Source organism: Rhizobium sp. NPDC092011 (genome assembly GCF_044756305.1).
GTDB lineage: Bacteria > Pseudomonadota > Alphaproteobacteria > Rhizobiales > Rhizobiaceae > Rhizobium.
The window spans coordinates 80,135-105,125 of the sequence record NZ_JBIVSO010000009.1 but is presented as its reverse complement, the minus strand read 5'-3'; the positions used below and the strand labels follow the sequence as shown (position 1 = coordinate 105,125).

Here is a 24,991-nt window from a genome sequence, read left to right as displayed (position 1 = left end):
GATAGTATTTATCGGGTGATCTATGGCTCGCGCCTTTCTCTTCGTTCTGGACTCCTTTGGCGTCGGCGGCGCGCCTGATGCCGCAACTTATGACGACGAGGGTTCCGATACGCTCGGCCATATCGCCGAATTTTGCGCTGCAGGCGCTGCCGATCGCGATGGCTTACGCCAGGGGCCGCTCGTTCTGCCGAATATGTCGGGACTAGGACTGCTGGAGATCGCCAAGGCGGCGTCGGGCAGCTATCCCGCCGGGATGCAGCAACCGGAAAAAGTTTACGGCCTTTATGGCTGCGCCAGTGAAGTTTCACGCGGCAAGGATACGCCATCGGGTCATTGGGAAATCGCCGGAACGCCCGTCATGTTCGACTGGGGCTACTTCCCGACCGAAGGTGATGCCTTCCCGCCGGAACTGGTGAGTGCCATATGCGAAGCGGCGGACTTGCCGGGCATTCTCGGCAATTGCCACGCCTCCGGCACGGAAATCATCGCCAGGTTCGGAGAAGAGCATATCCGCAGCGGCAAGCCGATCTGCTACACGTCCTCCGATTCCGTCTTCCAGATCGCCGCTCACGAACGGCATTTCGGCCTCGACCGGCTGATCGCCCTTTGCCAGATCGTCCGCACCCTGCTCGATCCCTACAATATCGGCCGCGTCATCGCGCGCCCCTTTGTCGGCGAGACCGTGGCAACCTTTGAGCGGACGGGCAACCGACGCGATTTCTCCGTCCTGCCGCCGGAGCCAACCTTGCTCGACAGGCTGGTCAAGGCCAAGCGCACCGTACATGCCGTCGGCAAGATCGGCGATATCTTCGCGCATCAGGGCGTATCCCGGGTCATCAAGGCCAACGGCAACATGGCGCTGATGGATGCGACGCTACAGGCTATGGACGAAGCCGAGGACGGCGATCTGGTCTTCACCAATTTCGTCGATTTCGACATGCTCTACGGCCATCGACGCGATGTGCCGGGCTATGCCGCAGCACTCGAAGCCTTCGACGCGCGGCTGCCCGAAGTCCATAAGAAGCTGAAGGCCGGTGATCTCGTTGTACTGACGGCGGATCATGGTTGCGACCCGACCTGGCGTGGCACGGATCATACACGTGAGCGTGTCCCGGTGATGGCTTACGGACCCGGCATTCGCTCGCGCTCCATCGGCATCCGCCAGACCTATGCCGACATCGGCGAGACGGTCGCACGACATCTGGGAATAGCGGCAGGGCCGCATGGGAGGAGTTTCCTTTGACATCGCATTTGAAGAAAGTGGAGCTGCATTGCCATCTGGAAGGAGCGGCTCCGCCGGCACTGACGCTCGCGCAGGCGCAGAAATACGGCGTCCACACCGGTGCTTTCCTGAAGGATGGCACCTACCTCTGGAAAGATTTTGCCGAATTCCTCGTCTGCTACGACAAGGTCTCCGAGGTCTACCGCACCGAGGAAGACTACGCGCTGCTAACGGAAACCTACCTCGAAGAGCTTGCGGGCATCGGCACGATCTATAGCGAGCTTATCGTTTCGCCCGATCATGGCGACCGCATCGGCCTTGGTGCCGACGCCTATATGGCGGGCGTTTCCGCCGGCATCCATGCAGCCAAGGCAAAGACCGGTATCGAGGCGCGGCTGATCGTAACGGGCGAGCGCCATTTCGGGCCGGATCGCGTGGTGAAGGCGGCCGAATACGCGGCCAAAAGCGACAATCCGCTCATCACCGGCTTCAACATGGCGGGCGAAGAGCGCATGGGCTGCGTGGCCGATTATGCCCGCGCTTTCGATATCGCCCGCGAGGCCGGTCTCGGTCTCACCATCCATGCCGGAGAGGTCTGCGGCGCCTTTTCCGTCGCAGACTCTCTTGATCTGGTGCGCCCGCAGCGGATCGGCCATGGCGTGCGCGCCATCGAGGATATGGATCTCGTCAAGCGCCTTGCCGATCTCGGCACCGTGCTTGAGGTCTGCCCCGGCTCCAATATCGCGCTCAAGGTCTTCCCGGATTTCCAGTCGCATCCGCTGCGCAAGCTGCGCGATGCCGGTGTAAAGATCACGATCAATTCCGACGACCCACCTTTCTTCCACACGTCGCTGAAGCGCGAATACGAACTGGCATCGTCAGCCTTCGGCTTCAGCGACGGCGAGATCGACGCGATGACACGCACGGCGATCGAAGCGGCATTCGTGGATGAGGCGACGCGGGCAACCTTGCTAGCGAAGCTGTAAAATCATGGTTTTGGCCGCTGATTGGGGATGAAATCTCGAAAAGCGGCCTATTTTCTTGCACCGGAGGCGATTTCCGTGAAAGAAACATCTCATATCACGGAATTATTGGAAGGCTGAAACCATGGACGGCGTCACTGTCATCGATCATCCGCTTGTGCAACACAAGCTCACAATCATGCGCAAGAAGGACACGTCGACAGGCAGCTTCCGGCGGCTGCTGCGCGAGATTTCAACGCTACTCTGCTACGAAGTCACGCGCGATCTGGAACTGACGATCCAGACCATCGAGACCCCGATGCAGCCGATGGACGCGCCGATCCTCGAGGGCAAGAAGCTGGTCTTCGCCTCGATCCTTCGCGCCGGCAACGGCCTTCTCGAAGGCATGCTCGATCTCGTGCCGTCGGCCCGCGTTTCGCACATCGGCGTCTACCGCGATCATGAAACGCTGCAGCCGGTCGAATATTACTTCAAAGCGCCCGAAGATATCTCCGAGCGTCTGATCATCGTCGTCGATCCGATGCTGGCGACCGGCAATTCCTCGATTGCCGCCATCGACAAGCTGAAGGAGCGCGGCGCGCACAATATCCGCTTCCTCTGCCTGCTGGCGGCTCCGGAAGGTATCGCCAACTTCCGCAAGGCGCATCCGGATGTTCCGGTCTTCACCGCCGCCATCGACAGCCACCTCAACGAGCTGGGCTATATCGTGCCCGGTCTCGGCGATGCCGGCGACCGCATGTACGGCACGAAGTAAGTTTCTCCACTATACTCACGTTAAAGCCCGGCAGTATTCAACTGCCGGGCTTTTTATTGATTGTCTTAGCAGCATTTCAGCAAACTTGGCTTAGATATGGCATGGCCCATAGAGCCTTTCCGCCTTTCTTCGAAACGCGAAAATGCTCTATCTCTTTGTTTTAGCGATTCCGGACGGAAAACCGCTGCGCACTTTTCCTGGAATTGCTTGGGAGGCTCTTTGCCGATGCTCGTTCGCGTTCTCGTCTTTGCCGGTATTATCGCAGCTGCCGCCACGCAGGTGCCGATGCTTGTCAACGGCTTTGGCGTCGGCAGCGAAAAACCGGCGCCGGTGGCAGCGGCTTCACTTACTCCGCAGAAGGTTGAAGCTCCAGCATCCTATGGCAGCGTCCTGCTGCGTGCCGATGCAAACGGACATTATCAGGGCGATTTCACAATCAACGGCCGCGCCGTGCACGGGATGATCGATACCGGGGCGACCTATGTCGCGATCAACGAAAGCACTGCGCGCGGTCTCGGCTTCAGCAGCCTTGACCTCGACTACCGTTATACGGTCCAAACCGCAAACGGTCCGTCCAAGGTAGCGCTCGTCAAGCTTAGCCGCCTGGAGATCGGCAACATAAGAGTTCGCGATGTCGACGCAGTCGTATCGAAAGACGGCGCTCTTTCGACATCGACCTTGATCGGCATGAGCTTCCTGAAGAACCTGAACTCTTACAGCGTTCAGAACGGGACGATGCAGCTGAAACAGTAAGCTGCCAAATCAGATCCGGCTGACAATGACAGGCGGCAAGTCTGGTGCCATTTCAACGATACGATAATTGGCTGACAGATCGGCCGCGGCCTTCTCGGCGCTCGCTTCGTCGGCGGCATGTATCGTCGCGATATGGTCGCCCTTGCTGACTTTGGTGCCGAGCGGCAGGATATCGCCAAAGCCGACACGATGATCGATCTTGTCCTGCGGGCGGCGACGGCCGCCGCCGAGGTCGATCACGCTCATGCCGATCGCGCGTGCATCGCAGGCGCCGAGCCAGCCATCGGCCCCAGCAAGAACCGGCTTCCGCACCGGCGCGCTCACCAGATAGCGATCGGGATTTTCAAGCAGATCGGCAGGACCACCCAAGCCATGCACCATACGGCCGAAAATCTCGGCCGCCTTGCCCGATGCCAGCGCGTCGCGCGCTTTTCCCTCTGCCTCTACGGTCTCCTTGGCGATGCCGGCCTGAACCAGCATTTCGGACGCAAAGGCCAGCACAACCGTCTCAAGTCGCGTGCCTGCCTTGCTGCCCTTCAGGAAATCCAGGCAGTTTCGAAGCTCGATCACATTGCCCGCTGCATCGGCCAGCGGCTGGTTCATGTCGGTGATCAGGGCCGAGGTCTTGACGCCTGCGCCGTTTGCGACCTCCACCAGCGAGCGCGCCAGTGTCTCTGCCTCTTCCTGAGAGGTCATGAAAGCGCCGCTACCGATCTTGACGTCGAGCACCAGCGTTTCCAGTCCCGCCGCCAGTTTCTTCGACAGGATGGAGGCGGTGATCAGCGGCACGGAATCGACGGTCGCGGTCACATCGCGCACCGCATAGAGCTTGCCGTCGGCGGGCGCCAAGGCGCCGGTCTGGCCGATAATGGCGCAACCCACCTCATCGACCACCTTGCGGAAGCGGGCAGCGTCCGGCGTGATGCCATAGCCGGGAATGGACTCAAGCTTGTCGAGCGTGCCGCCGGTATGGCCGAGGCCACGACCCGAGATCATCGGCACGGCAAGACCACAGGCGGCGGCGATGGGAGCCAGCATCAGCGAGACGTTGTCGCCGACGCCGCCTGTCGAATGCTTGTCCGCGATCGGCTTGCCGATCCCTTTCCAGGAAAGCGTTTCGCCTGATCGAGCCATGGCGAGCGTCAGGGCCACGGTCTCGTCGCGGGTCATGCCGCGAAACCAGATGGCCATGGCGAAGGCGCCGATCTGGCTTTCGGCAAGCTCTCCACGACCCAGTGCGCCGATAAACGTATCGATATCGGCAACCGAAAGCTCGGCGCCGTTACGCTTCAGCCGGATGATTTCCTGCGGGATCATGGATCAATAGCCCGAGGACGCCGTTTTCGACTCCCCGCCCGCCAGCACGTTCGAGATATCGTCGAGCAGGCTCGATGCGCCGAAACGGAAGGTCGAAGGCATCGCCCAATCGGGCGCCATGATGGTTTCGGCCAGGCTGAGATAGAGAGCCGCGTCGGCAACGGAGCCGATGCCGCCGGCCGGCTTGAAGCCAACCTTGCGACCGCTGGCGCGGATCGCCCGCAACATGATGTCAGCGGCCTCGAGCGTCGCATTGACCGCGACCTTGCCGGTGGAGGTCTTGATGAAATCGGAGCCCGCATCGATCGCGAGTTCCGAAGCGCGCTGGATCAGCGCGGCATCCTTGATTTCGCCGGTTTCCAGAATGGTTTTCAGAATGACCGGCCCCTTGCACTCCGCCTTGATGGCGGTCACCATATCGGTGACGGCCTGCTCGTTGCCGGCCAGAAATGCGCGATAGGGAATGACCAGATCGATCTCGTCGGCACCATCGGCGATGGCTTCACGGGCCTCCGCCGCAACATCGGCCACTTCCATGTCGCCAGCCGGAAAATTCACCACGGTCGCAATCTTCACGGCATGATCGGTGCCGAGAATGCCGCGGGCCTGCGCCACGAAACATGGCCAGATGCAAATCGCGGCGGTATTGCCATAGGGCGACTGCGCGCGGGCGCAGAGCGTCTCGATCTGTGCGGGCGTGCAATCGTCCTTGAGATTGGTCAGATCGAGAAGGGAAAGCGCAACGGCCGCCGTTTCTCTCAGGGAATGGCTCGTCATTGTGGGTCTCCTTCGTCTGCAATCATCTCTTTCAGAATGGCAGCGAGACGTGCGCCACCGACCGGAGCCATGTCTTTCGTCTCGTCATGCGAGAGCTCGCCGCCGGTCATGCCAGCACCATAGTTAGTGATGACGGAGGCGGCGGCAACCCTCAGACCGAAAAGACGTGCCAGAATGACTTCCGGCACCGTCGACATGCCGACGGCATCGGCACCCAGGATGCGAGCCATGCGGATTTCGGCAGGCGTTTCGAAACTCGGCCCCGAGAACCACATATAGACGCCGTGTGACAGCTTGATCTCAGCCTTTTCAGCTGCCTTGCGCATGCGCATGATCAGGTCGATGTCATAGGCGCTGGTCATGCCGACGAAGCGCTCGTCGCTCTCCTCGCCGATCAGCGGGTTCATGCCGGAATAGTTGATGTGGTCGGTAATCTGCATCACCGACCCGGGCGGCATCTCCTCGCGCAGCGATCCCGCGGAATTGGTCAGGATCAACGCGTCGACACCGAGAGCCTTCAATGTCTCGATAGGCACACGCATGGCATTGGCATCGCCCTGCTCATAGTAATGCACGCGGCCCGACAGCATGATAACGGGCACATCACCGAGTTTGCCTGCCACCAATGTCCCGGCGTGGCCGGAAACGGCGCTGACCGGGAAGCCGGGCAGATCGGCATAGGGAATGCGCACTGCGTCCGCGACCTGATCGACCAGCGTACCGAGACCGGAGCCGAGAATGATGCCGTAGCGCGGCCTCAGGTCACCGAGCTTCTCCGTGAGAATGTCTATGGCCGCGCTCATCCGAGTATCTCGGTTTCAAAGCTGAAAGGCAGCATCTCTTCCATGGTCATGGTCTTCTTCACGCCGGTTTCGTCGCAAAGGTAGATGCGCGTTTCCTTACTGGCAAATTCGGCGATCTTCTGCCGGCAGCCGCCGCAGGGCGGGCAGAGCGGCAGCTTTTCCGCGATGACGGCCATCTCGACGATCTTCTTGGCGCCACCCATGATCATGTGGCTGATCGCGGTCGGCTCGGCGCACCAACCCTGCGGGAAGGACAGGTTCTCGATATTGGCGCCGGCATAGATCTTGCCGTCCTCGGCGCGGATAGCCGCGCCGACGGGAAATTTCGAATAGGGGGCATGCGCGAAAGCCATCGCCCCGCGCGCGGCTTCGAACAGATCGTGCGACATGGACTAGCGCTCCTTGGTATAGGGAACGCCACCAGCCTTCGGAGGCTTGGCGACGCCGATAAAGCCTGCAAGCAGGATGCAGGTGAGGATATAGGGCAGCGCCTGGAAAATCTGTACCGGCACCTCGCCCATGCCCGGAATTGACTTGCCCTGCATGAAGTTGGCGAAGGCATCGAGGAAGCCGAACAACAGGCAGGTGAACATGACGGGCACCGGCTTCCATTTGGCGAAGATCAGTGCGGCCAGAGCAATATAGCCCTTGCCCGCCGACATGTTGTTGATGAAGGCAGCCGACTGGGCGATGGCAAGATAGGTGCCAGAGAAGCCGCAGAGAATGCCGGCAGCGATCAACGACCGGTAGCGCAGCCATTCGACGGAAATGCCGGCGGTATCGACGGCACCCGGATTTTCACCCACAGCGCGCAGCCGCAAGCCGAAACGGGTGCGGTAAAGGATCCACCAGGAAATCGGCACCGCCAGGAAGGCGAGATAGGTCAGGATATTGTTGCCGGAGATGACGTTGGCGTAGAGCGGCCCGATGATCGGCACGCCGCGGATCGCGTCGACGCCCGGCAGGGTAATTGCGGAAAAGCGCGCAGTACCCGGCAGCGTCGGCGTACGGCCGCCCTGCCCGAACCAGGCCTGACCGAGAACGATGGTCAAGCCGGCCATCAGGAAGTTGATGGCAACGCCCGAAACGATCTGGTTGCCGCGATTGGTAATCGAGGCGAAGCCATGCAACAGGCCGACAAGGACCGAAACGACGATGCCGGCGCCGAGGCCCGCCCACGGCGAGCCGCTGATGGCGGCAACGCAGGCTGCGGCGAAGGCGGACGCCAGCATCTTGCCTTCGAGACCGATATCGAAGATGCCGGCGCGCTCGGAAAACAGGCCTGCCAGCGCGGTGAAGATCAGCGGAATCGACAGGCGGATAGTCGAGCCAAGTATGCTGATGAGGAGATCATAATATTCCATTGTCCGATCCTCACGTCCTGGCGAATGTATGGTAGATGCGCACAAGCGCGGGTCGGAACATGTATTCAAGCGCGCCGGCAAACAGGATGACGAGACCCTGGATCACCACGATCATATCGCGCGTGATGTTGGGCATATCGAAGGACAGCGCATCGCCGCCCTGATAGAGAACCCCGAACAGGATTGCCGCAAGGATGATGCCCAAGGGATGATTGCGCCCCATCAGCGATACGGCGATGCCAACGAAGCCGGCGCCGAGGACGAACTCGACCTGTAGGCGGGCCGACGAGCCCATGACGGGATTGAGCGCCATCATGCCGGCGAGACCACCCGAGATCAGCATCGCGATGACGACGGTGCGGGCGTAGGGAATGCCGGCATAAACGGCAGCTGTCGGGCTGAGGCCGAGCGTGCGCATTTCATAGCCGAGCTTGGTGCGCCACACGAGCACCCAGACGAGGACGCACATGACAAGCGCAATCAGGAAGGACACATTGAGCGGCGCCGCACCGATGGTCGAGCCGAACATATCCATCAGCCAGCCGAGCTTCGGCAACTGGCCACCCTCCAGAAAGGTGCGGGTTTCAGGCGCCATCTTGCCCGGCACGATCAGAACATGCACCAGCAAGAAGTTCATCATCGCCGATGCGATGAAATTGAACATGATCGTGGTGATGACGACGTGACTGCCGCGCTTGGCCTGCAGCCAGGCGGGGATAAAGGCCCAGAGTGCCCCGAAAATCGCCGCACCGATAACCGCGAACGGCATCGTCACGTACCAGGGCACGTAATTGTCGAGCGTCAGCGCCACCAGCGCACAGCCGAGACCGCCGACATAAGCTTGCCCTTCCGAGCCGATGTTGAACAGGCCGGCATGGATAGCGACTGCGACCGAGAGGCCGGTGAAAATGAAGCTCGTGGCGTAGTACAGTGTAAAGCCGATGCCTTCGCCGCTGCCGAGTGCGCCCTGCAGGAGCAGGACGAGCGCGTCGAGCGGGCTCTCGCCGATGAGCCAGACCACGAGGCCTGAGATCAGGAAGGCAACGAGCAGGTTGAGAATGGGGATCAAACCGTAGTTGATCCAATTGGGGAGCGGAACGGAAGCCGTGCTCATAAGCGCCTCACGCGGCAATGCCGGCCATCATCAGGCCGAGTGTTTGTTCACCGGCCTCAGCCGACTTTTCACCGACGATGTGGCCGGCGAACATGACGAGGATACGGTCCGAAAGCGCACGGATCTCATCCAGCTCCACCGAAACCAGCAGGATAGCCTTGCCGGCGTCGCGCATCTCGATAATGCGGCGATGGATGAACTCGATGGCGCCGATGTCGACGCCGCGCGTCGGCTGGCCGATCAGCAAAGCCTTCGGATCGCGCTCGATTTCGCGGGCGACGACGATCTTCTGCTGGTTGCCGCCGGAGAAATTGGCTGTCTTCAGCCGAGCATTCGGCGGGCGGATATCGTATTTCTCGATTTTCTCGATGGCATCCTTGCGCATGGCCTCGAGATCGAGCATCCCGCCGCGTCCGTATTTGCGGTCGCGATGATAGCCGAGCATGGAATTCTCATATTCCTCGAATTTGAGGACGAGGCCCATGTGGTGGCGATCTTCCGGAATGTGGGCAAGGCCGAGTTCGCGCAGCGCCGCGGGATCGGCATTGCCGATCGGCTTGCCGTGCAGAAGGATTTCGCCCGACGCCGGTTTGCGAATGCCGGCGATGGCCTCCAGCAATTCCGACTGGCCGTTACCCGCAACGCCGGCAATGCCGACGATCTCGCCGGCGCGGACATCGAAGGAGACGTTGTCGACCATGGTCACGCCGCGACCATCCTTGACGGTGAGGTTGCGTACCGACAGCAGAACCTCGCCCGGATTGGGAGCGCCCTTTTCCACGCGCAACAGCACGCGGCGGCCGACCATCAATTCGGCCAGTTCCTCGACGGTGGTTTCCGCCGTCTTGCGGGTCGCGACCATCTCGCCACGGCGCATGACCGATACCGTATCGGTGATCGCCATGATTTCGCGCAGCTTGTGGGTGATGAGGATGATCGTCTTGCCCTGGTCGCGCAGCACGCGGAGGATGCGGAAGAGATTATCGGCTTCAGCCGGCGTCAGAACGCCGGTGGGCTCGTCGAGAATGAGGATCTCGGCGCCGCGATACATCGCCTTCAGAATCTCAACGCGCTGCTGCTGGCCGACGGGAAGCTCCTCGATCAATGCATCGGGATCGACCTCGAGGCCGTAATCCTTCTCGAGCCGGCTAAGCTCGGCGCGCGTCGCAGCCACGCCCTTGGCGAGAAGCGCGCCGCCTTCGGCGCCCAGCATCACGTTTTCAAGGACGGTGAAGTTGTCGACGAGCATGAAGTGCTGGTGCACCATGCCGATGCCGGCCGATATCGCCGTCTGACTGTCGCGGATGGCTATGGGATTACCGTTAATGCGGATCTCGCCGCTGTCGGCCTGATAGAATCCGTAGATGATCGACATGAGAGTCGATTTCCCGGCACCGTTTTCGCCGATGATCCCGTGGATCGAGCCTTTGGCGACGGTCAGGTTGATATCTTTATTGGCGTGGACAGCACCGAACTTCTTGTCGATGCCCACGAGCTCGATGGCAGGTGATTGGCTCACTATAGCAGGCTCCAGAAACCAGATTCCGGATAAGAAAAGGGCGTATGACGGTTTGCTTCGTCATACGCCCTTGTTTCATATCAGTTCTTCGGGCAGGCGTTGTCGGTCAGATAGTCGTGGACCTTGACGGTGCCAGCGATGATATCGGCCCGCGCCTTGTCGACAGCAGCCTGCATGTCCGCGGTAACGAGCGGCTTGTTGTTGTCGTCGATGGCAACCGTGACGCCGTCTTCCTTCAGACCGAGATTCTGAATGCCGGGCGTGAACTTGCCGTTCTTGGCGTCGCTGAAGGCGTTGTAAACAGCGAGATCGACGCGCTTGACAACGGAGGTCAGAACCGAACCCGGATGCAGGTAATTCTGATTGCTATCGACGCCGATCGAGAGCTTCTTGTTGTCGGCAGCGGTCTGCAGCACGCCGAGGCCGGTCGCGCCGGCAGCTGCGTAAACAACATCAGCGCCCTGGTCGATCTGGTTCTTTGTGAGCTCGCCGCCGCGAACCGGGTCGTTCCAGGCAGCGCCGGTCGTGCCGGTCATGTTCTGGAAGACTTCGATCTTCGGATTGGTGGCGCGTGCACCCAGCTCATAGCCGCACTCGAACTTGCGGATCAGCGGAATGTCCATGCCACCGACGAAGCCGACCTTGCCGGTCTTTGATGCGATGGCAGCCATGACGCCGGCGAGGTAGGAACCTTCATTTTCCTTGAACTTGACCGAGCGAACGTTCGGCAGGTCGAGGCTGTCGTCGATCAGCACGAATTCGGTCTTCGGATATTCAGCGGCAACCTTCTGGAGGGCCGAGGTCCAGGCGAACGAAACGGCGATAACCGGATTGAAACCCTTGCTGGCGAAGTTGCGGAGCGCCTGCTCACCCTGGGTGTCGCCCGTCGGCTCGAAGTCGCGATAAGCGATACCGGTTTCCTTCTTGAACTTTTCGGCGCCGTTATAGGCTGCTTCGTTGAAGGACTTGTCGAACTTGCCGCCTGTACCGTAGACGATCGCCGGCTTGATGTCGGCCGCAAGCGCCGTCGCCGACATGGCAGCCAAGGCGAAAAGGGTCAGAAGGGATTTTTTCATGAGTCGCAGCCCTGTTGTTGCTATCTTGTTGGGTCCTCCCGCAAGCCCGTTGACCGGGCATGTCTGCGGAACCGCCAGCCTCCCCCGAGGCCAAGCTGGCGCGCATCCTTGCATGGCTGCATGAAAAATTCACGAGAAATTTTTCAGTTGGTAAAGATTTGTGGGAATTGCTGAAAACCTGCTCAAGGTAGCCGTTTTTTAAACGATTTCGCCCTCAAACTGCAATTTAATCGATCAAAATGGCGGCTACGCGACAGCCTGCAACCAAGGGTCAAACCATTTTCGACACACTCGCGGCCCCTGCGAGACATGCGCTGCCGTCAGTCCGAATTCCCGGAATGGGGCAGGATAAAACACCCTCGACAGAGAGTTCAGGCGCCTAGCCGCCCGGGTGCCGCGGGCCGCTTATAGGCAACCATCCACAGCAGCAAGGAGAGGATCAGGAAGACGGCGAATGCCGGCTGAAACAGCAGCCATTGCATCGCCATGTCATAGAAGCGCGGGTGAACATAATAGGCGATCGCCGAGCGAACCGTCGCCAGCGATGATGGGCTGACATCATTCCAGGCATCGCCCATCGGGGTCAACACTACCGCCGAAGAGGCGACCGACTGAATGGAATCGATGGTTCCGGCGATAACCGCAACCACCAGCGCGACGAGGCTGGCAAAACGCAACAGGAAACGCATCACTCCCTCCGGATACTCACTACTTGCAGCCCTAAAAGGGCCAATCCGTCTATCGCCGCTTCATCTATCTCCATAGATAAGTTGGCCGCAAAATAAGCGCAATGGGGGCGAGATACAGAGTTTTGCGCCGATAAGTCAAAAATCTGTCAGATTCGGGTTGATTGCTTGGAATTCATCGGTATATATCGCGCCGTTCCGACGATTTGCGCCCCGAGCGGGTGCGAAACGCCTAAGAAGGACAGGTGGCCGAGTGGTTTAAGGCGCACGCCTGGAACGCGTGTGTGCGTGAAAGCGTACCGTGGGTTCGAATCCCACCTTGTCCGCCATTTGGCACCGATTTCACTAAAAAACTGAAGCGCTTGCGAGATCGCCGCTGTGGCGTCGACACATTTGCTTGTGCAAGAAGAATTCCGGCAGAGCATCGCAAACACCAAGGGACCGTTATCGGCCTTTCGAAAATCCGATAACAGTCCCATAAGAAAGCGTTTCGCGATGAGCCCGACAGGCAAGGCCTACTGATAGGCCCCGGGCGGCGAGCGAGCGATGGCGCAGAATAACTCCGCTTTGCGGCCCCTGTCTTCGATCAATGCGCCCGACACGGCCGGAAGCAGGTTCGCCTTACGATGTCCTCACTTCGTCTCCGTGATGCGCGCGGCCTTTCGCGTCGGGGCCTCCGAATAACGGGCATCCATGGGCGATAGGCCGCCCGGATTGGGCTGCGTGAAGATGCCGTAGAGCTCGGGGCGGCGCCCGCGGATCCAACGTTGGCCCGTGCATTTGTCAAGCAGTGCCAGGTCCAGCTCGGCGCTGACGATCGCATCATCGGCCGCCCAGGTTTCCGCCAGGATGCGCCCATAGGGATCGAGGATCATGGCATTCCCTGTCCGCACCTCCTCTTCGTCCTGGCCGATGCCGTTGCTGAAGATGAGGAACATGCCGTTGTCGTGCGCGCGTGACGGTAGCCAGCGCATGAACCATTCGCGGCCGTTCGGCCCACGAATTTCGTCTTCGATCGCCTGCGGATCTTCATGGCGACGAATCCACTTTTCGACCGGTATCCGCTTCATGCCGTGCGGGCTGACGGACTGGCCGCCGCCGGCCTGATGCGGCGCGATCAGAAGCTCCGCACCGAGCAAGGCCGTCGCACGGGCGTTTTCGATGAGATTGTTGTCCCAGCAGATCAGGATGCCGACGCGGATGTCCCACGGGGTATCGAAGACGGTGTAGCGATCGCCGCTCGATATGGCGCGATGCTCCCAGGCATGAAGTTTGCGATGGCAGTGAATTTGTCCATCTGGCAGACACATCGCATAGGAATTGTAGACTGCGCCCTCGTCGCCAATCTCCAGGAAGCCGGCGCCAATGCCGATGCCGAGTTCTCGCGCCAGCCCGGCGACGTAAGAGATGGACGGACCGGAGAGCGGCTCGGCGAGCGCGCGGATAGCCTCGGCGTCGAGCTTGGGAACGTGCCAGTAGCCGCAGATACACATCTCCGGAAACACCACCAGCTGACTGCCGTCGTTAGCCGCTTGCCGCGCAAGGGTGGTGAGGCGGTCGAGGTTGTAGGCCTTGTCACTCGCCCGATGCTGAAACTGGACGGAAGATACTTTCAACATGATCGTCTTTGCTCCTGATGTTGTGTGCCTGAGAGCAATTTGACCATAGAGCTTTCATTCCGTAAAATGAGATCTTCGATGCATTTAAGTCGTAAATCGAATGGATCTTAAGTTACTCCGCTCCTTCGTCCTGCTCGCCGACGCCGGTCATTACGGCAAGGCGGCAGACAAGCTGTTTGTTACGCAATCGACCTTGTCGAAACAGATCCAGGCCCTGGAGGCGACGGTTGGCGGAGAGCTGTTCGAGCGCGGGCGACATGGCGCAAAACTGACCGTGCTCGGCAAGCTGCTCAGGAAAGAAGCGCACAAGCTGCTGCGATTGAGCGACGAGGTCGACGCCCGGATGCGCCGCGCCAATGCTGGTCTGGCCGGCCTCCTCGATATTGCGTTCGGTATTTCGACACTTATTCTCGCCCCTCGGCTGATTGCCGACTTCCGGGCGGCGACGCCCGACTGCCAGATCATGCTCGACGACCTGCCCTCGAGCGAGCAGCATCAGCGCCTGCTCGACGGGAGGCTCGATGCCGGCTTTTGCCGTGCCCCCGCGGATGCGGAAGAGCTATCCTTCATGCCGTTGCTTGAGGAACGGCTGGCGCTTGTGCTGCCGTTTGCCATGGATGAACCACCCCTGAACCGGCTATCGGCACTCAACGATCTTGGCTTCGTTGCCCTGTCGCCGGGTCGTGGATCGGGGCTGGATGCGCAGATCGTAAGGTGGTGCGCGGCATCGCGTTTCGAACCGCGCATCATTCAATACGCCGACGATATACTGACTGTCCATGCCGTCGTCGCGGCCGGACTGGGAGCGGCGTTCCTTCCCTTGCAGGGTGTGGAAGCACTGGGCGGGCGTACGCGGCAATGGCAGCTGTCCGGCCCGGAATCTCGCTGGCCGGTTGGCTTGTGCTGGCGCAGCGACGACAAAAACCCGCTGCTGCTGCGGTTCGTCGATCATATTGCGCGCCAGGGCTCGCCGATTGAGAGCCCTGGCAAGTCTTAGCAGCATCCGCGTCTGGAGTAGACTCGGCATAAGATTGGCTCTTGATCTCCTCCGGCAGGCTACCCCTAGCCGGGCTTGGAGATGAACAGTGTCACGCGCCGGCCAGCCGCAATTCGGCGAGATCGTCAAGCAGCTTCGGGCCAGCCGGCTCCCAGCCCAGTTTTTGCCGCGTCTTGGCGCTGGAGGCAGGCATATCGTGGCCGGCGAATAAGGACAGCCAACCGAAATAATTCCCGGCTTCTTCCTTTTCGACGGATTTGACCGGCAGGTTCAGGCGACGACCGATAGTTTCGACAATATCGCGCATCGGCACCCCCTCTTCCGCGACCGCATGATATCTGGCGCCCGGTTCTGCACGTTCGACAACGAGGCGATAGAGGCGAGCGACGTCGGAAAAATGCGCGGCCGGCCAACGGCTTTGCCCGTCTCCAACATAGGCGCAGACGCCCTTCTGCCTGTATATCTCGATCAAAGGCGTTATGAGCCCCTGAGTGACGGGATCATGCACCTGCGGCAGGCGCACGACCGAAACGTTGACGCCGATCTCGCTGGCGAGGATTGCCGCCTCCTCGGAGGCTGCCCGGGGGTGCTTGTCCGAACCGACGATCGCGTTGTCTTCCCTGGCGGGTTCGCCCGGCACGGTATTGGCAATCGGCGTTCCCGAGGTGATCACAAGCGGCCGGGCGGAACCCGCAAGCGCCATGGCAAGCGTCGCGATGACGCGGCGATCGTCCTCGCAATTCGCGGCAAATCTCGAGAAATCGTGGTTGAAGGCGAGATGGATGACACCATCGGACTGCGAAGCGCCGCTCTTGAGAACCTCCATATCCTCAAGTGTTCCATGAAGAACCTCGGCGCCGGCAGCAGCGAGCGCCGCCCCTTTCTCCTGGGAGCGGCAAAGGCCGAGCACCTGATGGCCGGCTGCGATCAGCTCCCTGACGACATTCGAACCGATATTTCCGGTGGCGCCAGTTACGAATACACGCATGAACATAGTCTCCTTTTTTCGTTGGAGACAAATCTGAGCTTATCGCTTATTCTGGTAAAGTAGTGACCTTATCATAGTAAAAGCACTAACAGGATGACCGACCTGCTCGACACTGAGAACCTGCTCGGAACCTATCTCAGGGACCGACGCTCCAAACTCGATCCATCCGTCCTCGGCTTTGCTTCGGAACGACGGCGGACGCCCGGACTGCGGCGCGAGGAAGTGGCGCAGCGCGCCAATATCAGCCCGACATGGTATACATGGCTGGAACAGGGCCGCGGCGGCGCGCCCTCGGCTGACGTGCTCGACCGGATCGCTCGCGCGCTGATGCTGACGGAAGTGGAGCGGGAGCATCTGTTCCTGCTCGGTCTCGGCCGGCCGCCCGAAGCGCATTATCGCAGGAATGACAGCGTGACGCCGCGGCTTCAGCGCGTGCTCGATGCCCTCGAACCGTGCCCGGCCCTTATCCGAACCGCCACCTGGGACGTCATCGCCTGGAATCAGGCGTCGCGCGTGATGCTGGTCGATTACGAATCCCTGCCGCCGGACAAGCGCAATATTCTGCGTTTCATCTTCCTCGATCCGCGCGCCCGCGCCGCGCAATATGACTGGGAAAGCGTGGCGCGCTTCACCCTGGGCGCATTCCGTATCGATGCGGCCCGCGCGGGCGCTGCGACCCAGATCGAACCCTTCGTCGCCGAAATGTGCCGCCTCAGCCCCGAATTCAGAGCCATGTGGCGGGATAACGATGTTCCCGGCACGCACACCGAAGCCGTCAAGCATATACGCCATCCGGTTCTCGGCCCGCTCTCGTTTGAATACTCGGCCTTCTCGGTCGACGGGCGAACGGATCTGAGCATGGTCGTCTACAATCCGGCAACGCCCGAGGACGCTGAGCGGATCAAATCGCTGCTGTCTGCCCCCGCCTCGGACTTCGTCACTGAAGGACCTTGGCACGCCTTAAGATCCTGACGGCCTTTGTCGCGATGGGAGCGGGCTGGAATGCCGAAGAGCGATAATCGGGAAAGACGACCTTCATGAGCACAGCGAGCGACGCCCGTTTCTGGGATCGGGCCTCACGCAATTACGCCAGGGGCGCTATCGCGGATCAAGCAGCATACGAGCGGACGCTCGGCCGCACTCGAGCCTTGCTTGTGGCGGGCGATAGAGTGCTGGAGCTTGGCTGCGGCACCGGAACGACCGCGCTCCAACTCGCGAGCGGCGTTCGAGAATATCTTGCGACGGATATCTCCTCAGAAATGATCGCAATCGCCAATGAGCGATATATCGCCGAGCCGATACCGACTCTTGTCTTCAGGGTCGCGACCGCCGAAACGATCGCGCCCGGCCCGGCGCAATTCGATGCCGTTCTCGGATTCAACTATTTGCATCTCGTCCGCGATCTCTCCGGCACGCTTCGTCAGATTCACGGCTTGCTTGCTACGGAGGGCTTGTTGATCTCCAAGACCCCCTGCGTCGGCGAGATGAATCCGCTCATTCGGCTGGCGCTGCTGCCCGCGATGCGTGCGCTCGGCAAGGCACCCTATGCCGGCGTTTTCCGGGCATCAGAACTCGCGGCGCAAATATCTGCCGCAGGCTTCGACATTCTCGCCATGGAAAACCATGCGACAAAGGGAGATGACATCAGCCCTTACATCGTGGCCCGCAAGAGATAAATGGGCAGGTTGGCCTCGCATCTTTCGATTGACGCCGACGCCGCGTCTGCCGTAAACCTCACCTGTCGAAAATGGCTGGCTTGGTCTCGGTAGGCCCAGGCCCTTCTCCCTGGGAGAAGCTCTGTTCCACGCTTAGCGTGAGATACCCCGACGGTCCCCGCGCCCCGTGCGCGTTCCGGGTCTGTTGGGCAGCCATATGACAAAGCTCCTTCAGCAGACCTTTTTCGAAGGAGTTGTTTCATGTCTGCTATCGATAAATCCCAACCCATCCTCATCTATCTCGCCGGTGGCGTGCAGGGCGGCGCCGTCGTTCGCGCTGCGCTTCGCCGGGGCTTTAAGGTGAGAGCGCTCGTTCGGGATCGCAAACGCGTCCCGGCGCTCTCGGCCATTGGCGTCGAACTTGTCGAAGGGGATCTTCGCGATCCCGCCTCGCTTCGCGCCGCCGGCGCCGGCATCGCCCATGCCGTGATGCAAATTCCCATCGGATCGCAGGACGACATGCGCATCCAGGCCGAGAATGCGGTATCGGCGTCGATCGCATGCGGCCTGAAATCCGTTGTCCTGAAGCTCGCAAGCGCCAGTCGTCCCGCGCCTTGCGAGGAACCGAGCTTCGTCGCCAATGCGATGATCGAGGATATTGTCCGCCGATCAGGCCTGCCCTTCTGCATCGTGCGTCCCACCATGTATCTCGACAATCTGCTGAAACCATCCGCCCTGAAAGATATCGTCGATGAGGGTGTTTTCGCGCCACCGATCGCGGAATCCCAGCACATCGCCTGGACTTCGGTCGACGATTGCGCCCGCGCGGCCATGAGCCTGCTCGCACACGGCATCCATTCCGGCGATTATCGCATCGCCGGGCCAGACAGCGTGACAGGTAAGGAGCTGGTATCGCGGATGAGCCTGTGGTTGGGGCGCCAGATCACCTATCGCGCCCAGCCGCTCGATGAATTCGAGAGAGATGTGGATGCCGCAATGGGACCGGGAACAGGGTGCCGCGTCGCGTCCAAGTTCCGCTTCTTCGCATCTAATCCGGACGAAGCGGATGCTATACTTTCGCGCCCGTTCGAAGCGGGATCCGAGCTCAAGGATTTCCGGCCGACCGGCATAGAGGAATGGGTTCGCCAACATCGAAGAGCCTTCTTCGAAAGCAGTGCATCGAGCGCTGGCGATCATGGAGCAATTCCGAGGAAAACAGCCTAGCGTGGTTTCCTCCGAACTGGCGGGAGAAACAAAAAGCCTTTGCCGCCGCCTAACGGCACATGCGTCAGTCATAATAGGCTGGCGCATGCCTGAATTGCGGCCAAGCTTCGGGATCATGACCCGTAACGATCATGGCGCCTGACTGCTCGGCCAGCACGCGAAGCTTTTGAACCGAGCGTACCGTCTCCACAGTGGACGTAAGGAAACCGGGAAGGGCTTTTTCGTTCCAATGGTCCAGCGTGTAGGCGGCATCGACGGTCAACAGAATTGCCCCCGATTTCGGCAGGCGCAGCAGGAAGGACTGGTGGCCAACGCTATGGCCCGGCGTGAAAATCATCCTGAGTGTGCCATCGCCATAGAGGTCGTAGCCATCCGTGACGCTGCCCTCCAGGAATTGCCATTTCAGACCCAGGCGGTCGAAATCGCGGCGGACATAGGCGCCGGCGGCAAACCAATCGGGCGCAAAGGCATATTCATACTCCCGACGCTGAACGATGTGGGTCGCACTAGGGAAGCGGCCGATGGCGCCGGTATGGTCCGAATGCAGATGAGACAGAACGACGAAGCGAACATCGTCGGGCGAAAGGCCAAGCCTCGCCAGTTGCACAACGCATCCCTGTTCCCCAGTCATAAAAGGCTTGTAGCTGTCGACGCCATCGCCCCAATAGCCGCGCGGATCCACCAGGCCCTCAGCTGCCAATCCGCCGTCGATGATGACGTTACCCTTGGGATGAGTGAGCAGAAACCAGGGCACCGGTATTTCATAATCGGCGCCACCCCCCTCGCCCATCCTGATGTCATGGACTTTGCATTTCTGAGTGCCTGACTGAAACATATATAGCCTGATATCGCTCATCACCCTGCCTGCCGTTCGAAGATGCCGTTGGTATCGCCCCTTGTTTCGACGATCGGCATGCCGGCCACTAGGCGGCATCGTCCACTTACATTTATCGGCTGAGCCGATATATTGCCGGCATGGATCTATTGGTGGCGATGCGCGTCTATGTCAGGGTGGTGGAACGCGGCAGCATGTCGGCCGCCGCCCGCGACCTCGGCATGGGCCAACCCGCCGTCAGCGAGCGAATTGATCGGCTGGAGCAATATCTGGGCTCACGGCTGCTGCTGCGAAACACACGCAAGCTCTCCGTTACCGATATCGGCCTCGCCTTCTACGAACGAAGCAAACAGGTTCTCGACGCCGCGAGCGATGCTCTGGCCGTTGCGAATGGCGATCAGCCGTTGCGCGGCACACTCAGGATCGCCGCGCCGCACGGCGTCGGCGAGGTCATGTTGCCGTCAATCCTGCTGCGGATGCGTGAACGCCACCCTGAGCTCAAGATCGATCTGGTGCTCAACGACAGGATCGTCGATCCCGTGACGGAGGGCGTCGACATCTCCCTGCGTCTCGGCGATCTTGGAGAAGGCAATTTCATTGCTCGAAAACTTGGCCATGTCGGGCGTGTGCTGGTGGCATCACCGGGCTATCTCGAGCGGCGTGGTGCGCCCGCAAGCCCCGGCGAACTCATCGACCATCCTTTTCTTCGAGTTTCCGGCCTCTTCAACGGCGCGCGACTTCCTCTGATTTCCGCGGATCGGCAAGAAGAACTCGCCGCCATCAACATCGTCCTCAGCACAAGCCACTGGCGGCCGCTGCATGACTTGCTGCTGGATGGCGCCGGCATCGGCGTCTTGCAGCAGCCCGTTTGCGCTGAGGATCTTGCGAGCGGCAAGCTGATACCGCTGCTGCCTGGATTTACCGTGCCGGGGTTCGATCTGCATGCGCTCTACCCGGCGGCGAGGCCGGTGGCGCCGCGAATCCGAACGATCCTGTCTCTGCTGGAAGAAGAGCTGCCTGCGCTCCTGGCTTAAACCGGAAGATCGGCGGCCAGAGCGTCACATCTCGCCATCGCCCAGCGAAGATCCTCTTCGCTTCCGGCTTTGGCCGCTTCATGGATCTGTTGCAGGCCAATCCGCAGCTGATAGCAACGCAATGCCACCGGATCCCCCATCGCTTGCGGTTCGCATTCCAGGAAATAACGCGCCTGCGCCTCCATGCAGGCGAGCCAGGGACGCCAGAAGAAGATGTTGGCGACATCATAGAGCGGATCACCAAAGAGCGCTTCGCTCCAGTCGATGACGCCGGTGATGTTCACACCGTCGGTCAACACGTTGTTTGACCCGAAGTCTCCATGCACAAGGCCACGAATTTCGGGACATTGCGGTACGAGACCCATGAAGAGAGACAGATGCCGCTCCAGCCAAGGTCCGCCTACTGATGTTTCGACGCTTTTCCAATCGTAGTTCTGCTCAAACGAAATCGACGCCAGAAAGTCGTGCCAACTCGGGTGTTCTGCATTCCCCCGCGCATCGAAACGGCCGTATCCTCGCGTTTCATGAAGCGGTACTTCTGCGATTGTCCGCAGGACGCCTGCGACTGGGCCGACGACATCAGGCAAATCAGCCAGCGGCAGATCCTGCAAGGTAACGCCCGCCGCACGTCTGGACACGCAATAGGCAAATTGCCCGACCGCGCCGATGGACAGTACTTCAGGAACAGGCAGTTCCGAGGCCGCGAAACGCTTTTGGCAGAACGCATCCTTCTGAAAGTCATCAGCCACATTATTGATCCGAAGAATAAGGTCTTCATCGCCGAGGCGAATGCCGAAGACCTGCGACTCCTCGCCCTCGGAAACGGTGCTCCACTGCGAGACCGGGCCGAGATCGCGCTCTACGGCCTCTGCAATGGTCTTGCGCGGCAGTGTCGGCTTCATCGGTTCTCCTCATCGTGCTTAGGGGAATGCAGCGACCGCGAGAGCATCGGGATCGCTGCATCGCCGACCGCTATATATCATTTCCGCCGATCTTCTGAGTCGCGATGGCCGGCGTCGCCCGCAAGGTCAGCGCCCAGAAAAGAAGGGTTGCCAGGCTGATGGCGGCGCCAGAGAGGCAGACACCAGTCCATCCCGCATGGGCGTAGATGATGGTCGATGTCGAGGAGCCGATGGCGCTGCCGATCGAATAGAACACCATATAGGCTGCGGTGAGACGGTTTTGCGCTTCCGGCCTGACGCGATAGATCATACCCTGATTGGCGACATGCGTTGCCTGAAGGCCGAAATCGATGACGAGGACGCCAATGACAAGCCAGAGGATCGAATGGTCCAGCATCGAGATCGGTAGCCAGGCAAATAACATCAATGCAAGCGCGATGCCGGTGACGCGTTGACCATGACCGCGATCGGTCCAGCGCCCTGCCCGGACGGCTCCGAGCGCGCCCGCCGCGCCCGCAAGGCCGAACAGGCCGACCTCCGTATGCGACATGGAGTGAGGCGGTGCGGTCAGCGGCAAGACGAGCGGCGCCAGCAGCGTGGTGATATTGGCGAAGATCAGCATGGCGATAACCGCGCGGATGCGTAAAACGGGTTCTTCGACCAGCAACGTCGCCAGAGAACGGATGAGGGCAAGATAGGACAGGCTCGATTTCGGCTTCTCCTGCCGCGGCAAGGCACGCCACAACAGGAATGCGATCACCAGCGTCAGCAATGCCGATACGATATAGACCGTCCGCCAGCCGGAGAGGTCGGTGAGCGTTCCGGCAACACTTCGCGCCAGAAGAATGCCGAGCACGATGCCGCTTGTCACCATGCCAACGATGTGACCGCGCTCGGAGGGATGCGCAAGGCTCGCGGCATAGGCGACCAGCGCCTGCGTCACCACGGCCAGAAAGCCGACAGCCGCCATGGACGCCAGCAGCATCGTCGCATTGCTGGAAACGCTGACGCAGACCAGGGCAACCACGGTCAGCATCGACTGCACGACGATCAGCTTGCGCCGATCGACGAGGTCGCCAAGCGGCACAAGCAAGATCAGGCCGAGCCCGTAACCAAGCTGCGTTGCGCCGACGATGAGGCCGGCGACGGTACGCGAGAGCTGGAGATCGTCTGCCATGACATCGAGAAGCGGGTGGGCGAAATAGGCATTGGCAACCGCCAGGCCGCTGGCAACCGCAAACAGCAGGATGGTCAGGCGCGTCAGCGGCGCACTGCCTGCAATGTCCGCAGACGACGCCTCGGTTTGGCCCTTGGCGGCGGTCGCCTGAGCGGAATCGAGACGCACAATATCCTTCGCGCCGCCCGCCGGCGGCACGTCCTGCCTGATTGTCATTGCAAACTCCCGTATTTTTGGTTTAATAACGAAACCAAACATTGAATAGCAGTGTTGGTTTAATAATGCAACCAATCTTGCGTGCAAAATGCGTGGGAGGCTAAGGGAATGGTGGCGCGAAAGAGCCTCAAAGGCGATTATTGCCCGAGCGCGCGCTCACTGGATGTGATCGGCGACTGGTGGTCGCTGCTGATCGTGCGCGATGCCTTCGACGGGCTGACGCGCTTCGGCGAGTTTCAAAAGAGCCTCGGTATCGCCAAGAACATCCTCACCGAGCGCCTGAAGACGCTGGTGGCAAGCGGCATCCTGGAACTTGTTCCGACAAGCGAAGGTGGCGCGCGCATGGAATATCGGTTGACGGCGATGGGAAAGGATCTCTTCCCGGTCATGGTGGCGCTGCGCCAGTTCGGCGAGCGCCATCTTTTTGAACCGGCGGAAGACCATTCGCTCTTGGTGGATCGTGCAAGCGGACAGCCCGTGCACCTCGACATCAGGGCGCAGGACGGCCGGCTCATCGGCCCGGATGAAACGGTTATCGTGAGAATACCCGAAGAGACATAGGAGGGCCCAAGCGCCCAGCCTGATGCTTTGTCCTTTCCGGACGGAAAACCACTGCATGGTTTTCCTGAAAGTGCTTCGACTTAAAACACCAGCGACCGATGCAACTGTGCGCCGGCCCAGGCGCCATCACCAACTGCCAGCGTCACCGAATGCGGGATGCGCGCGGCATCACCGCAAGCGAAAGCGCCGGGGATGGTGGTTTCCTTCGCGGCATCTGTCTGGATCTGCGTGCCGAAAAGCGTGGCCTCAACGGCGCAGCCGAGATGCTCCGCAATCGGGCTTGCCGGCGCAACCTGCGACGCGGTAAAGAGCCCGGCAAATTGCAGCAGGCGACCATCGGTCAGCCGCACATCCGCCTTGCCTTCCAACCTCGCAACCGGAGTTTCCTCGATCGTTACGCCGCGAGTGGCGAGATCGGCACGCTGCGCCTCATCCGGCACGAATGTGCCATTGAGAAACAATGTCACCTCTCCCCATTCCGGCAATAGCTGCGCCTGATGTAGCGACATCGGGCCGGTGGCAATGCAGCCGATGCGGCCCTGATCGAGCTCGTAGCCGTGGCAATAGGGGCAGTGGAAGACGCTTTTGCCCCAGCGTTCGCCAAGACCTTCGATGGCGGGAAGCGTATCGGACACGCCGGTCGCAAAGAGAAGCCGGCGGCCATCATGGCGCGCACCATCGGCGGTCGTGACAACAAAAGCATCCTTCTCGCCCTCGGCCCGCTCGGCATTGCCCTCGACCCAGGTCAATGTCGGATAGGCCAGAAGCTGCTCGCGCGCCTTGCCGGCAATCTCCGCCGGATCGACGCCATCCTGGCCGAGAAAACCGTGGGATTCCGCGGTGAAACGGTTGCGGCGTTGGCCGGCATCGATGACCAGCACCTTGCGCCGGGCACGAAGAAGCTGGAGGGCGGCCGCCATTCCGGCGTAGCTGCCCCCGATGACGATGACGTCGTGACTCATGATACGGTCCTTGTTTCGCGCCACTCCGCGTGGCGCCGCGCGAAATCGGCGGCGAGATCGGCGAGGGTGACGGTTTCAAAACGTTTGAGCAGCAGCGCCTCGGCCTCGGCGAAGGCGTCGTCGAGCACAGAATTAACCGCCTGCTCCACGAGGCATTCGGGCGTTTCGTTGCGATTGCCGATGGCAAAGACGGCGGGTTCGCCGAGAGCCTCGTGCAATTGGCGCAAGGTGACTGCACCGAGATCGGTCGTAATCGTCCAGCCACCCGTGTGTCCCTTGGCGGAGTTGACGATGCCAACCTCACGCAGCAGCCCCATGGTGCGCCGCACGACGACCGGATTGGTGTTCATGCATTGCGCCAGGGTCTCGGATGTGACGGGACCGTCCTGCTCGGCCATATGGAGGAGAGCGTGAAGAACGGAGGAAAGGCGGCTGTCTCTTTTCATGTAACTT

Annotated in this window: 26 protein-coding genes and 1 tRNA gene; 11 read left to right on the top strand and 16 right to left on the bottom strand. The window is 60.6% G+C overall.

Annotated elements, in window-relative coordinates; all coding sequences use genetic code 11:
* Window positions 1-22: 22 nt before the first annotated feature.
* The 4 genes from ACIQJ2_RS27595 to ACIQJ2_RS27580 all read left to right on the top strand — a co-directional run bounded on the left by ACIQJ2_RS27595 (window position 23) and on the right by ACIQJ2_RS27580 (window position 3,712).
* Window positions 23-1,243 (top strand): phosphopentomutase, encoded by a 1,221-nt coding sequence (locus tag ACIQJ2_RS27595; RefSeq protein WP_400674950.1) that lies wholly within the window; start codon window positions 23-25, stop codon window positions 1,241-1,243.
* Entirely contained in the window at window positions 1,240-2,208 is a 969-nt protein-coding gene (locus ACIQJ2_RS27590) for an adenosine deaminase (protein WP_400674948.1), read from the top strand. The genes ACIQJ2_RS27595 and ACIQJ2_RS27590 overlap by 4 nt, the downstream gene beginning before the upstream one ends.
* A gap of 121 nt (window positions 2,209-2,329) precedes the next feature.
* Window positions 2,330-2,959, top strand: a complete 630-nt coding sequence (upp, locus tag ACIQJ2_RS27585) for a uracil phosphoribosyltransferase (protein WP_199086626.1) — start codon at window positions 2,330-2,332, stop codon at window positions 2,957-2,959.
* Between the two features lie 225 nt (window positions 2,960-3,184).
* A complete protein-coding gene (locus ACIQJ2_RS27580) occupies window positions 3,185-3,712 on the top strand; it encodes a TIGR02281 family clan AA aspartic protease (protein WP_400674945.1) in 528 nt (175 codons plus the stop codon).
* A 9-nt stretch (window positions 3,713-3,721) separates the two neighbouring features.
* Here the strand turns inward: ACIQJ2_RS27580 and deoA are convergent, their stop codons facing one another.
* From deoA to ACIQJ2_RS27535, 9 genes are all read right to left on the bottom strand, one after another.
* Window positions 3,722-5,029: a thymidine phosphorylase gene (gene deoA, locus ACIQJ2_RS27575; protein ID WP_400674943.1), complete on the bottom strand. Its 1,308-nt coding sequence runs from the start codon at window positions 5,027-5,029 to the stop codon at window positions 3,722-3,724.
* Window positions 5,030-5,032: 3 nt separating this feature from the next.
* A complete protein-coding gene (gene deoC / locus ACIQJ2_RS27570) occupies window positions 5,033-5,806 on the bottom strand; it encodes a deoxyribose-phosphate aldolase (RefSeq protein ID WP_400674940.1) in 774 nt (257 codons plus the stop codon).
* Window positions 5,803-6,609 (bottom strand): purine-nucleoside phosphorylase, encoded by an 807-nt coding sequence (locus ACIQJ2_RS27565; protein WP_400674938.1) that lies wholly within the window; start codon window positions 6,607-6,609, stop codon window positions 5,803-5,805. Before ACIQJ2_RS27565 ends, deoC begins: the two co-directional genes overlap by 4 nt.
* The gene (locus ACIQJ2_RS27560; protein ID WP_184708649.1) at window positions 6,606-6,998 is read right to left on the bottom strand and encodes a cytidine deaminase; all 393 of its coding nucleotides are present in this window, start codon (window positions 6,996-6,998) and stop codon (window positions 6,606-6,608) included. Before ACIQJ2_RS27560 ends, ACIQJ2_RS27565 begins: the two co-directional genes overlap by 4 nt.
* A gap of 3 nt (window positions 6,999-7,001) precedes the next feature.
* Complete coding sequence (locus tag ACIQJ2_RS27555; protein ID WP_199146933.1) at window positions 7,002-7,973, bottom strand: ABC transporter permease; 972 nt, start codon at window positions 7,971-7,973, stop codon at window positions 7,002-7,004.
* Window positions 7,974-7,983: 10 nt separating this feature from the next.
* Window positions 7,984-9,087, bottom strand: coding sequence for an ABC transporter permease (locus ACIQJ2_RS27550; RefSeq protein ID WP_199146934.1), 1,104 nt, complete (start codon window positions 9,085-9,087; stop codon window positions 7,984-7,986).
* A 7-nt stretch (window positions 9,088-9,094) separates the two neighbouring features.
* Window positions 9,095-10,606, bottom strand: coding sequence for an ABC transporter ATP-binding protein (locus tag ACIQJ2_RS27545; RefSeq protein WP_400674933.1), 1,512 nt, complete (start codon window positions 10,604-10,606; stop codon window positions 9,095-9,097).
* Between the two features lie 80 nt (window positions 10,607-10,686).
* On the bottom strand, window positions 10,687-11,682 hold the full coding sequence (locus tag ACIQJ2_RS27540; protein ID WP_400674930.1) for a BMP family protein: 996 nt from the start codon (window positions 11,680-11,682) through the stop codon (window positions 10,687-10,689).
* A gap of 371 nt (window positions 11,683-12,053) precedes the next feature.
* Window positions 12,054-12,371 carry a hypothetical protein gene (locus ACIQJ2_RS27535; RefSeq protein ID WP_199146940.1) on the bottom strand — a complete coding sequence of 106 codons (318 nt, stop codon included), beginning with the start codon at window positions 12,369-12,371 and terminating at the stop codon, window positions 12,054-12,056.
* Window positions 12,372-12,607: 236 nt separating this feature from the next.
* Between ACIQJ2_RS27535 and ACIQJ2_RS27530 the strand changes: the two genes are divergently transcribed.
* A tRNA-Ser gene (locus ACIQJ2_RS27530) sits at window positions 12,608-12,697 on the top strand.
* 303 nt (window positions 12,698-13,000) lie between these two features.
* Here the strand turns inward: ACIQJ2_RS27530 and ACIQJ2_RS27525 are convergent.
* Window positions 13,001-13,990, bottom strand: coding sequence for a nitrilase family protein (locus ACIQJ2_RS27525; protein WP_400675004.1), 990 nt, complete (start codon window positions 13,988-13,990; stop codon window positions 13,001-13,003).
* Window positions 13,991-14,087: 97 nt separating this feature from the next.
* On the opposite strand from ACIQJ2_RS27525, the gene ACIQJ2_RS27520 reads away from it, so the two are divergent.
* Window positions 14,088-14,984: a LysR family transcriptional regulator gene (locus ACIQJ2_RS27520; RefSeq protein ID WP_400674928.1), complete on the top strand. Its 897-nt coding sequence runs from the start codon at window positions 14,088-14,090 to the stop codon at window positions 14,982-14,984.
* Between the two features lie 91 nt (window positions 14,985-15,075).
* Here ACIQJ2_RS27520 and ACIQJ2_RS27515 read toward each other — a convergent pair whose 3' ends face one another.
* Window positions 15,076-15,972: an SDR family oxidoreductase gene (locus tag ACIQJ2_RS27515; protein WP_400674925.1), complete on the bottom strand. Its 897-nt coding sequence runs from the start codon at window positions 15,970-15,972 to the stop codon at window positions 15,076-15,078.
* Between the two features lie 93 nt (window positions 15,973-16,065).
* Here ACIQJ2_RS27515 and ACIQJ2_RS27510 point away from each other — a divergent pair, with 93 nt between their 5' ends.
* The 3 genes from ACIQJ2_RS27510 to ACIQJ2_RS27500 all read left to right on the top strand — a co-directional run bounded on the left by ACIQJ2_RS27510 (window position 16,066) and on the right by ACIQJ2_RS27500 (window position 18,851).
* Window positions 16,066-16,944, top strand: coding sequence for a helix-turn-helix transcriptional regulator (locus ACIQJ2_RS27510; RefSeq protein WP_199146945.1), 879 nt, complete (start codon window positions 16,066-16,068; stop codon window positions 16,942-16,944).
* A gap of 65 nt (window positions 16,945-17,009) precedes the next feature.
* Window positions 17,010-17,648: a class I SAM-dependent methyltransferase gene (locus ACIQJ2_RS27505; RefSeq protein ID WP_199146946.1), complete on the top strand. Its 639-nt coding sequence runs from the start codon at window positions 17,010-17,012 to the stop codon at window positions 17,646-17,648.
* A gap of 240 nt (window positions 17,649-17,888) precedes the next feature.
* Window positions 17,889-18,851 carry an SDR family oxidoreductase gene (locus ACIQJ2_RS27500; protein WP_400674922.1) on the top strand — a complete coding sequence of 321 codons (963 nt, stop codon included), beginning with the start codon at window positions 17,889-17,891 and terminating at the stop codon, window positions 18,849-18,851.
* A gap of 64 nt (window positions 18,852-18,915) precedes the next feature.
* Here ACIQJ2_RS27500 and attM read toward each other — a convergent pair whose 3' ends face one another.
* A complete protein-coding gene (attM, locus tag ACIQJ2_RS27495) occupies window positions 18,916-19,707 on the bottom strand; it encodes an N-acyl homoserine lactonase AttM (protein ID WP_400674921.1) in 792 nt (263 codons plus the stop codon).
* Between the two features lie 119 nt (window positions 19,708-19,826).
* On the opposite strand from attM, the gene ACIQJ2_RS27490 reads away from it, so the two are divergent.
* A complete protein-coding gene (locus ACIQJ2_RS27490; RefSeq protein WP_400674919.1) occupies window positions 19,827-20,720 on the top strand; it encodes a LysR family transcriptional regulator in 894 nt (297 codons plus the stop codon).
* On the opposite strand, the gene ACIQJ2_RS27485 is transcribed toward ACIQJ2_RS27490, so the two are convergent.
* Both ACIQJ2_RS27485 and ACIQJ2_RS27480 read right to left on the bottom strand, forming a co-directional pair.
* Window positions 20,717-21,622 (bottom strand): phosphotransferase family protein, encoded by a 906-nt coding sequence (locus ACIQJ2_RS27485; RefSeq protein WP_400674916.1) that lies wholly within the window; start codon window positions 21,620-21,622, stop codon window positions 20,717-20,719. The two genes, ACIQJ2_RS27490 and ACIQJ2_RS27485, sit on opposite strands and share 4 nt — an antisense overlap.
* 70 nt (window positions 21,623-21,692) lie before the next feature.
* On the bottom strand, window positions 21,693-23,015 hold the full coding sequence (locus ACIQJ2_RS27480) for an MFS transporter (RefSeq protein WP_400674914.1): 1,323 nt from the start codon (window positions 23,013-23,015) through the stop codon (window positions 21,693-21,695).
* Window positions 23,016-23,123: 108 nt separating this feature from the next.
* Between ACIQJ2_RS27480 and ACIQJ2_RS27475 the strand changes: the two genes are divergently transcribed.
* A complete protein-coding gene (locus ACIQJ2_RS27475) occupies window positions 23,124-23,576 on the top strand; it encodes a helix-turn-helix domain-containing protein (RefSeq protein WP_199146952.1) in 453 nt (150 codons plus the stop codon).
* A gap of 80 nt (window positions 23,577-23,656) precedes the next feature.
* On the opposite strand, the gene ACIQJ2_RS27470 is transcribed toward ACIQJ2_RS27475, so the two are convergent.
* Together ACIQJ2_RS27470 and ACIQJ2_RS27465 are read right to left on the bottom strand one after the other, a co-directional pair.
* On the bottom strand, window positions 23,657-24,538 hold the full coding sequence (locus ACIQJ2_RS27470) for an NAD(P)/FAD-dependent oxidoreductase (protein ID WP_400674912.1): 882 nt from the start codon (window positions 24,536-24,538) through the stop codon (window positions 23,657-23,659).
* A complete protein-coding gene (locus ACIQJ2_RS27465) occupies window positions 24,535-24,984 on the bottom strand; it encodes an RrF2 family transcriptional regulator (RefSeq protein ID WP_400674910.1) in 450 nt (149 codons plus the stop codon). The genes ACIQJ2_RS27470 and ACIQJ2_RS27465 overlap by 4 nt, the downstream gene beginning before the upstream one ends.
* Window positions 24,985-24,991: the final 7 nt, after the last annotated feature.

Excerpts from the sequence above, each read along its gene's own strand:
- ACIQJ2_RS27595 (WP_400674950.1), top strand. The coding sequence starts at position 23 with ATGGCTCGCGCCTTTCTCTTCGTTCTGGACTCCTTTGGCGTCGGCGGC.
- upp (WP_199086626.1), top strand. The coding sequence starts at position 2,330 with ATGGACGGCGTCACTGTCATCGATCATCCGCTTGTGCAACACAAGCTC.
- ACIQJ2_RS27580 (WP_400674945.1), top strand. The coding sequence starts at position 3,185 with ATGCTCGTTCGCGTTCTCGTCTTTGCCGGTATTATCGCAGCTGCCGCC.
- deoA (WP_400674943.1), bottom strand. The coding sequence starts at position 5,029 with ATGATCCCGCAGGAAATCATCCGGCTGAAGCGTAACGGCGCCGAGCTT.
- deoC (WP_400674940.1), bottom strand. The coding sequence starts at position 5,806 with ATGACGAGCCATTCCCTGAGAGAAACGGCGGCCGTTGCGCTTTCCCTT.
- ACIQJ2_RS27565 (WP_400674938.1), bottom strand. The coding sequence starts at position 6,609 with ATGAGCGCGGCCATAGACATTCTCACGGAGAAGCTCGGTGACCTGAGG.
- ACIQJ2_RS27560 (WP_184708649.1), bottom strand. The coding sequence starts at position 6,998 with ATGTCGCACGATCTGTTCGAAGCCGCGCGCGGGGCGATGGCTTTCGCG.
- ACIQJ2_RS27555 (WP_199146933.1), bottom strand. The coding sequence starts at position 7,973 with ATGGAATATTATGATCTCCTCATCAGCATACTTGGCTCGACTATCCGC.
- ACIQJ2_RS27550 (WP_199146934.1), bottom strand. The coding sequence starts at position 9,087 with ATGAGCACGGCTTCCGTTCCGCTCCCCAATTGGATCAACTACGGTTTG.
- ACIQJ2_RS27540 (WP_400674930.1), bottom strand. The coding sequence starts at position 11,682 with ATGAAAAAATCCCTTCTGACCCTTTTCGCCTTGGCTGCCATGTCGGCG.
- ACIQJ2_RS27535 (WP_199146940.1), bottom strand. The coding sequence starts at position 12,371 with ATGCGTTTCCTGTTGCGTTTTGCCAGCCTCGTCGCGCTGGTGGTTGCG.
- ACIQJ2_RS27520 (WP_400674928.1), top strand. The coding sequence starts at position 14,088 with ATGGATCTTAAGTTACTCCGCTCCTTCGTCCTGCTCGCCGACGCCGGT.
- ACIQJ2_RS27515 (WP_400674925.1), bottom strand. The coding sequence starts at position 15,972 with ATGCGTGTATTCGTAACTGGCGCCACCGGAAATATCGGTTCGAATGTC.
- ACIQJ2_RS27510 (WP_199146945.1), top strand. The coding sequence starts at position 16,066 with ATGACCGACCTGCTCGACACTGAGAACCTGCTCGGAACCTATCTCAGG.
- ACIQJ2_RS27505 (WP_199146946.1), top strand. The coding sequence starts at position 17,010 with ATGAGCACAGCGAGCGACGCCCGTTTCTGGGATCGGGCCTCACGCAAT.
- ACIQJ2_RS27500 (WP_400674922.1), top strand. The coding sequence starts at position 17,889 with ATGTCTGCTATCGATAAATCCCAACCCATCCTCATCTATCTCGCCGGT.
- attM (WP_400674921.1), bottom strand. The coding sequence starts at position 19,707 with ATGAGCGATATCAGGCTATATATGTTTCAGTCAGGCACTCAGAAATGC.
- ACIQJ2_RS27490 (WP_400674919.1), top strand. The coding sequence starts at position 19,827 with ATGGATCTATTGGTGGCGATGCGCGTCTATGTCAGGGTGGTGGAACGC.
- ACIQJ2_RS27485 (WP_400674916.1), bottom strand. The coding sequence starts at position 21,622 with ATGAAGCCGACACTGCCGCGCAAGACCATTGCAGAGGCCGTAGAGCGC.
- ACIQJ2_RS27480 (WP_400674914.1), bottom strand. The coding sequence starts at position 23,015 with ATGACAATCAGGCAGGACGTGCCGCCGGCGGGCGGCGCGAAGGATATT.
- ACIQJ2_RS27475 (WP_199146952.1), top strand. The coding sequence starts at position 23,124 with ATGGTGGCGCGAAAGAGCCTCAAAGGCGATTATTGCCCGAGCGCGCGC.
- ACIQJ2_RS27470 (WP_400674912.1), bottom strand. The coding sequence starts at position 24,538 with ATGAGTCACGACGTCATCGTCATCGGGGGCAGCTACGCCGGAATGGCG.
- ACIQJ2_RS27465 (WP_400674910.1), bottom strand. The coding sequence starts at position 24,984 with ATGAAAAGAGACAGCCGCCTTTCCTCCGTTCTTCACGCTCTCCTCCAT.